A 7,255-nucleotide genomic window follows, 5' to 3' on the forward strand; every position below is an offset into this window, starting at 1 on the left:
TTAAATTCCAGTTGTCAAGTCGATGCTTTGCCCTTTTTTTAAAGTTATAATTGCTTTTTTGTAACCTGATTTATATGATTTTTTGCCTTGCTTTAATTTCATCTTAGTTTTTTGGTTAATTATATTTACTTTTACAACATTTACTTTAAATAATTTTTCTATATTTTTTTTAATAATTTTTTTGTTAGCTTTCTCATGTACTTTGAAAACTGTTTTATTTTGCTCTGATAATATTGTAGCTTTTTCAGTAATAATTGGATTTCTAATTGAGTCTATGTAATTAATTTTTTTCATTTAAAACTCTTTCTTGAATTTTTTTGGCTGAAGATGAAGTAATAAGAACGCTCTTATACTTAAAAAGATCATATATATTTGTTCCTTCATCGTTAATTAATTTAACATCTTTGATGTTTCTAGCTGATTTGTTTATGTTTTTGAAAGAATCTTTATCAGATATGATTAATGTGCTTCGAAACTTATTATTTAATAAAAATTTATTAAATTCTTTTGTTTTTTTAATCTCTTTTTTTACGTCTGCCAAAATAAATAAGTTTTTTTCAATGTTTTTCTTTGATAAAGTTTGAGCTAAAGCTAGCTTACGCACTTTTTTATTAATTTTTTTTATTTTATAAACTGAGCCTTTGGGACCGTGTGCAATACCACCACCAACAAATAGAGGAGCTTTTTTACTAGCATGACGTGCGCCACCACTTCCTTTTTGAGCTACTATTTTTTTTGTTGAGCCCCTGATCTGATTTCTTTGTTTTGTTTTAGCAGTTCTAGGTTTTAAGTGGTTTAATTGCCAGTCTATCACAAACTTTATGAGTTTATGATTTATTTTTAGCTTCACTAATTTGTCAGAAATTTCAATTAAGCTACTTTTAGTTCCATCAATATTTAATAAAGGTAGTTTCATTTATTTTTTACCTTTCTTTGCTTCCGTAGCTTTGACTTTTGCTTCATGTTTTTCTTTTATAGTTTTTCTAGAAATATTTTTTACAGACTCTCTTAAAAAAACTGTAGAATTTTTTGCTCCAGGGATTGATCCTTTAACGAATAAAAGATTATTTTCAATATCTGACTTTATTATTTCAAGGTTAAGCATTGTTCTAGATTTATCACCCATATGACCAGCCATTTTTTTTCCTTTAAAAACTTTTCCAGGATCTTGTCTTTGACCAGTTGAACCATGCGATCTGTGAGAAACTGATACACCATGGGAAGCACGAAGACCTCCAAAATTCCATCTCTTCATTACTCCGGCAAATCCCTTTCCAATTGTTTTTGACCTAACATCTAAAAATTTTTTGTCTTTAAATATTTCTAAGCCAAGTTCATTTCCTTCCTTAAATTGATCAATATTTTCAATTCTAAATTCTTTTAAAATTTTTTTTGGTTCAGTATTTTTTTTTGTAAAATAACCTTTCATTTGTTTTTTTAATTTTGAATTTTTAATTTTAAAGAAACCTACTTTTATTGCATTATAACCTCTTTTATCCTTAGAAATTACATCTAATACTCTACCTTTTTCGACCTTGATAACAGTGACAGGAACTGATTGACCTGAAGTCATAAATTCTCTTGTCATACCTAATTTTGTTCCTATTAATCCAATACTCATATTATATCTTTATTTCTATATCGACACCGGAAGCTAAATCTAATTTCATTAGAGCTTCGACTGTTTGTGGTGTAGGTTCAATTATATCTATTAATCTTTTATGGGTTCTTGACTCAAATTGCTCCCTGCTTTTTTTATCAATATGTGGAGACCTTAAAACTGTATATCTTTCTATTCTTGTAGGTAATGGTATTGGCCCCTTAACCTGTGCTCCAGTTCTTTTAGCCGTATTAACAATTTCCTCAGTTGATAGATCAAGTATCTTGTTATCATACGCTTTAAGGTGAATTCTAATATTTTGATTTTCCATATTATGCTAGTTTCTTAGTTACCTCATCCTGAACATTTTGTGGAACTTTATCATAATGACTAAATTGCATTGTGTATTGAGCTCTACCTTGTGTGGATGATCTTAGATTATTTATATATCCAAACATATTTGCAAGTGGAACAACAGCATTAATAGCTGTTGCATTACCTCTCGGCTCTGTTGAACCCACTTGTCCTCTTCTGCTATTTAAATCACCTATAACATCACCCATAAATTCTTCTGGTGTTACAACTTCTACCTTCATCATAGGTTCTAAAAGTTTTAATGTAGCTTTTTGACATGCCTCTCTAAAACAAAACCTGCTAGCGATTTCAAAAGCTAAAACACTAGAGTCTACATCATGATGCAAACCATCTAATATTTTTACCTTATAATCAATGATCGGAAATCCTGCTAATATTCCACTGTCAGACACACTCTGCACACCTTTTTCTACTCCTGGAATAAATTCTTTGGGAATAGCGCCACCTTTGATTAAATTTTCTACTTCTCTACCCTTTCCTGCCTCTAATGGTTCTACGCTTAATTTAACTTTTGCAAATTGTCCTGCACCTCCACTTTGCTTTTTATGAATATATTCCATTTCAGCTGCTCCTAATATTGTTTCTCTATACGCGACTTGAGGGGCTCCAATATTTGCTTCAACTTTAAATTCTCTTTTCATTCTATCAACAATTATATCTAAATGTAATTCACCCATGCCTTTTATAATCGTTTGTCCAGACTCTTCATCAGAAGAAACTCTAAATGACGGGTCTTCTTTAGCTAACCTAGCCAAAGCTTCACCCATTTTTTCTTGGTCTCCTTTTGTCTTTGGTTCTACAGCAATTTCTATTACTGGGTCAGGGAATTCCATTGGTTCAAGCAATATAGGGCCTTGAGGATCGCATAACGTATGTCCAGTTATGGTATATTTAAGACCTGCCAGAGCTACAATATCACCAGCTGAGGCTGTTTTAATGTCCTCTCGGCTGTTTGCGTGCATTAAAAGCATTCTTCCAATTCTTTCATTTTTATCCTTTGAAGAGTTTAATATAGATGTTCCAGCATTAAGAGTTCCTGAGTAAATTCTTATAAAAGTAAGTGAGCCTACAAATGGATCATTAGCTACTTTGAAAGCCAATGCTGAAAATTTTTCTTTTTCGTCAAATTTCATTGTCACTTTTTCTTCTGATCCAACTTTTGTGCCATCAATAGACACTAAGTCGCTTGGACTTGGAAGATAGTCAATTACTGCATCTAACAAAGGCTGCACACCTTTGTTTTTAAAGGCAGAACCAGTTAAAATAGGAACAAAATTAAAATTTAAAGTCCCTTTTCTGATACATTTAATCAAATCTTTTTCTGAAGGTTCTTTACCGTCCAAATAAGCCTCCATTAATTTCTCGTCTTCTTCTACTGCCGTTTCAACTAAATTTTGTCTATATTTGCTAACTTTTTCTTTTAAATCCTCTGGTATATCAACATAATCAAACTTTGCTCCAAGATCATCATTCTGCCAAACTACTCCTTTCATTTTAACTAAATCAACTATTCCTTTTAAATCTGCTTCAGATCCTATGGGAAGTTGCAAGGGTAATGGTTTGCAGCCCAACCTTTCTTTAATCATATCAACACATCTATAAAAGTCTGCTCCAGTCCTATCCAATTTATTTACAAAACATATTCTTGGAACCTTGTATTTATCTGCTTGCCTCCAAACTGTCTCTGATTGAGGTTCAACACCAGCGACACCATCAAATACTGCTACTGCGCCATCTAAAACTTTTAATGATCTCTCTACTTCAATTGTAAAATCAACATGGCCTGGGGTGTCAATTATATTTATTCGATGATCCCTCCAAAAACATGTGGTAGCTGCAGAAGTGATAGTAATTCCTCTTTCTTGTTCTTGCTCCATCCAGTCCATTGTTGCTGCACCATCGTGTACTTCACCTATTTTGTGACTTTTTCCGGTGTAGTAAAGAATTCTCTCCGTTGTAGTAGTTTTTCCAGCATCTATATGAGCCATGATACCAATGTTTCTATATTTATCTAAAGTATATTTAGTCATAAATTTCTACCATCTAAAATGAGCAAAAGCTTTATTCGACTCCGCCATTTTATGTGTGTCTTCTCTTTTTTTAATTGCTGACCCTTTGTTTTGTGAAGCATCTAAAATTTCTGAGTAAAGTTTATCAGCCATAGTTTTATTTTTTCTTTTTCTTGTTGCTTCCATGATCCATCGAAGTGCAAGTGCTTGGCCTCTCTTAGTTTTTACTTCGACAGGCACTTGATACGTGGCACCTCCGACCCTACGAGATCTGCACTCTATATTAGGTTTAACGTTGCTTATGGCTGAATTAAAAATTTTAATTGGGTCTTCATTGTTTTTTGATTTTATTTTATCTAAAGCATCATAAAGAATTTTTTCTGCAGTTGATCTTTTGCCATCATACATAATTGAATTTATAAATTTTGAGACTACCTCAGAATGGAATCTTGGATCAGGGTAAATTTTCCTTTGAGGTGCTTTTCTTTTTCTAGACATATTTATTATTTTGGTTTTTTTGCTCCGTATAAAGATCTTCTTTGTTTTCTGTTAGCTACGCCTTGAGTATCTAAATTACCTCTTAAAATATGATATCTTACTCCAGGAAGATCTTTAACTCTTCCCCCACGAAGGAGCACAACAGAGTGTTCTTGTAAATTATGGCCCTCGCCTGGTATGTAAGCTGTAACTTCAAAGCCATTTGATAATCGAACTCTTGCAACTTTTCTTAATGCAGAGTTAGGTTTTTTTGGAGTTGTGGTGTAAACTTTTATACAAACTCCCCTTTTCAATGGTTGTTTTTCCAGAGCTGGAACTTTGTTTCTAGCTAATGGTTTAACCCGACTTTTTTTAATCAACTGATTAATTGTTGGCATAATAATATTTTGAAGTAAAAGTAGGACTAGCCCAGAGTAATTTTGTTAGTGTTTAAGGCTATAAAATACCTTACTTCTAACATTCAAAATGTGCCGTAAACTAGCATTGAATTTACAAATGTCAATATTTAATGGGATTCTTAAAAATTTTACGCAGTCTGTTCTGGGGCTACAGTCGCGGATTCTAGCTCTTGTTTTTTTAATTCATCAATTCTAGCCTTATCAAGTTCTCTAGCCTGCTTGTCCCATTCAATTTTAGTTAAACCTGTTCCAGCTGGAACCAGTCTACCTACAATAACATTTTCTTTTAATCCCTCTAAAGAGTCTGTTTTTCCCTTAATAGAGGCATCAGTTAGAACTCTTGTTGTTTCTTGAAACGAAGCAGCAGAAATAAATGAATTTGTTTGTAAAGAAGCTTTTGTAATACCGAGTAAAACTCTTTCAAATGTAGCTTGTTTTTTCTTTTCTTTTTTCAAATTCTCATTAATAGAATTTATATCTAATAAATCTATTACCTCACCTGCAAGTAATTCTGAGTCTCCAGGTTCTTTTACTTCGACTCTTTTTAACATTTGTCTAACAATGGTTTCTATATGTTTGTCATTAATCACAACACCTTGTAACCTATATACCTCTTGCACTTCTGTAACAAAGTACTCTGTAAGTTTTTCTACACCTAATATCCTTAAAATATCATGAGGAGCAGGACTTCCATCTAAGAGATACTCACCTTTTTTAATTTTTTCACCTTGATTAAAATTTACATGTTTCCCTTTTGGAATTAGATAATTAGAAGTTTCTCCATTATTAGAAACTATAGAAATTTTTTGTTTTCCTCTCACCTCTTTACCAAATTGTATTACACCATCATTTTCAGCAATGATTGCACTATCCTTTGGACGCCTTGCTTCAAATAATTCAGCCACACGAGGTAAGCCTCCTGTAATATCTTTTGTTTTAGAAGTTTCTTTAGGTAATCTTGCCAAAACATCTCCTGCTGATATTTTTTGTCCATCTTTCACTGATAAAATTGTATCAGGAACTAAATAGTATCTTGCCTCATTGCCATCAGCTTTTTTGATAATTTCCCCTTTTTCATTTCTTAATGTAATTCTTGGTTTGAGTTCTGAATTTTTAGATGAAGACTTCCAATCTGTTACTGACTTTGATGAAAGACCAGTGGCATCATCAAGTGTTTCTGTTAAAGAACTTCCTTCCATTAAATCCATGTAATTTACAATACCACTAGTTTCAGCGATTACTGGCAATGTATATGGATCCCACTCAGCAATTTTTTTACCCTTTTGAATTTTGTCTCCATCTTTAAAAAATAATTTTGAACCATAATTAACTTTATATATTGCTAATTGTCTTCCGTTATCATCTTCAATACTTAATTGAGTATTTCTTCCCATTACAATTGTATTTTTTTTAGAGTCTTCAATTAAATTCTTATTAATAATATTAAGTTTACCGTTTGTTTGAGCTAAGATTTGAGACTCCTCTTTAATTTGAGCTGTGCCACCTACATGGAAGGTTCTCATAGTTAACTGTGTTCCTGGTTCTCCAATTGATTGTGCAGCTATCATTCCAACCGCCTCACCAACACTTACCAGTTTACCTCTAGCTAGATCTCTTCCGTAACAGATCTGACATACTCCTCTTGTAGAGGCACAAGTAATTACTGAATAAACATTAATTGATTTTACTCCAGCTGCATCTATTTTTTCACAATCAAATTCGTCAATTAACTTATCTTTTTTTATTATTATTTCACCAGTGACAGGGTTTTTAATATTTTCAGCTATTACTCTTCCCAAAACTCTTTCAGAAAGACTGACTAATATATTCCCCCCTTCAATAATCTCAGATATGTTCACAGAAGATCTTTTTTTTGGATCACATTCTTTTTTAGTTATTTGAACATCTTGTGCAACATCACACAATCTTCTAGTTAAGTAACCCGAATTTGCTGTTTTTAAAGCAGTATCTGCTAAACCCTTTCTCGCTCCGTGCGTTGAATTAAAATATTCTAATACAGATAGTCCTTCTTTAAAATTTGAAATTATAGGTGTTTCAATAATTTCTCCAGATGGTTTTGCGATTAATCCTCTCATGCCAGCTAATTGTTTCATTTGAGCTTGTGAACCTCTAGCTCCTGAGTCAGCCATCATATAAACAGAATTTGTCTCAATTCTATCATCTTCGTATACTTTTTCCGCTGAAGAAATTTCTTTCATCATCTCATTTGCTACCGTATCTGTACATTTTGACCAAATATCTACTACTTTGTTATATTTTTCACCTCTAGTGATTAATCCGTCTGAATATTGCTTTTCGTATTCCTCAATTTGTTTTTTTGTATTGTTTATTAAATTTTCTTTTGTTTTTGGAAT

7 protein-coding genes and 1 pseudogene are annotated in these 7,255 nt (G+C 32.3%); all 8 read right to left on the reverse strand.

Going from position 1 to position 7,255, the window contains the following annotated elements:
- On the reverse strand, positions 1–294 hold the full coding sequence (gene rplW / locus AMN78_RS01935) for a 50S ribosomal protein L23 (RefSeq protein WP_075533921.1): 294 nt from the start codon (positions 292–294) through the stop codon (positions 1–3).
- Positions 281–916 carry a 50S ribosomal protein L4 gene (gene rplD / locus AMN78_RS01940; RefSeq protein ID WP_075533922.1) on the reverse strand — a complete coding sequence of 212 codons (636 nt, stop codon included), beginning with the start codon at positions 914–916 and terminating at the stop codon, positions 281–283. Before rplD ends, rplW begins: the two co-directional genes overlap by 14 nt.
- Positions 917–1,621 carry a 50S ribosomal protein L3 gene (gene rplC, locus AMN78_RS01945; RefSeq protein WP_075533923.1) on the reverse strand — a complete coding sequence of 235 codons (705 nt, stop codon included), beginning with the start codon at positions 1,619–1,621 and terminating at the stop codon, positions 917–919. It lies immediately after the preceding gene.
- Between the two features lies 1 nt (position 1,622).
- Positions 1,623–1,931 (reverse strand): 30S ribosomal protein S10, encoded by a 309-nt coding sequence (gene rpsJ, locus AMN78_RS01950; protein WP_022734725.1) that lies wholly within the window; start codon positions 1,929–1,931, stop codon positions 1,623–1,625.
- Position 1,932: 1 nt separating this feature from the next.
- Positions 1,933–4,005 (reverse strand): elongation factor G, encoded by a 2,073-nt coding sequence (gene fusA, locus AMN78_RS01955; RefSeq protein WP_075533924.1) that lies wholly within the window; start codon positions 4,003–4,005, stop codon positions 1,933–1,935.
- Positions 4,006–4,011: 6 nt separating this feature from the next.
- Positions 4,012–4,482, reverse strand: a complete 471-nt coding sequence (rpsG, locus tag AMN78_RS01960) for a 30S ribosomal protein S7 (protein ID WP_075533925.1) — start codon at positions 4,480–4,482, stop codon at positions 4,012–4,014.
- A gap of 5 nt (positions 4,483–4,487) precedes the next feature.
- Positions 4,488–4,859 carry a 30S ribosomal protein S12 gene (rpsL, locus tag AMN78_RS01965; protein WP_075533926.1) on the reverse strand — a complete coding sequence of 124 codons (372 nt, stop codon included), beginning with the start codon at positions 4,857–4,859 and terminating at the stop codon, positions 4,488–4,490.
- A 149-nt stretch (positions 4,860–5,008) separates the two neighbouring features.
- Positions 5,009–7,255, reverse strand: a pseudogene (locus AMN78_RS01970) (DNA-directed RNA polymerase subunit beta'); the annotation flags it as partial.

Origin of the sequence: Candidatus Pelagibacter communis (genome assembly GCF_001179945.1) — a bacterium.
In the GTDB taxonomy this organism is placed as follows: domain Bacteria; phylum Pseudomonadota; class Alphaproteobacteria; order Pelagibacterales; family Pelagibacteraceae; genus Pelagilacustribacter; species Pelagilacustribacter ubique_A.

Excerpts from the sequence above, each read along its gene's own strand:
- rplW (WP_075533921.1), bottom strand. The coding sequence starts at position 294 with ATGAAAAAAATTAATTACATAGACTCAATTAGAAATCCAATTATTACT.
- rplD (WP_075533922.1), bottom strand. The coding sequence starts at position 916 with ATGAAACTACCTTTATTAAATATTGATGGAACTAAAAGTAGCTTAATT.
- rplC (WP_075533923.1), bottom strand. The coding sequence starts at position 1,621 with ATGAGTATTGGATTAATAGGAACAAAATTAGGTATGACAAGAGAATTT.
- rpsJ (WP_022734725.1), bottom strand. The coding sequence starts at position 1,931 with ATGGAAAATCAAAATATTAGAATTCACCTTAAAGCGTATGATAACAAG.
- fusA (WP_075533924.1), bottom strand. The coding sequence starts at position 4,005 with ATGACTAAATATACTTTAGATAAATATAGAAACATTGGTATCATGGCT.
- rpsG (WP_075533925.1), bottom strand. The coding sequence starts at position 4,482 with ATGTCTAGAAAAAGAAAAGCACCTCAAAGGAAAATTTACCCTGATCCA.
- rpsL (WP_075533926.1), bottom strand. The coding sequence starts at position 4,859 with ATGCCAACAATTAATCAGTTGATTAAAAAAAGTCGGGTTAAACCATTA.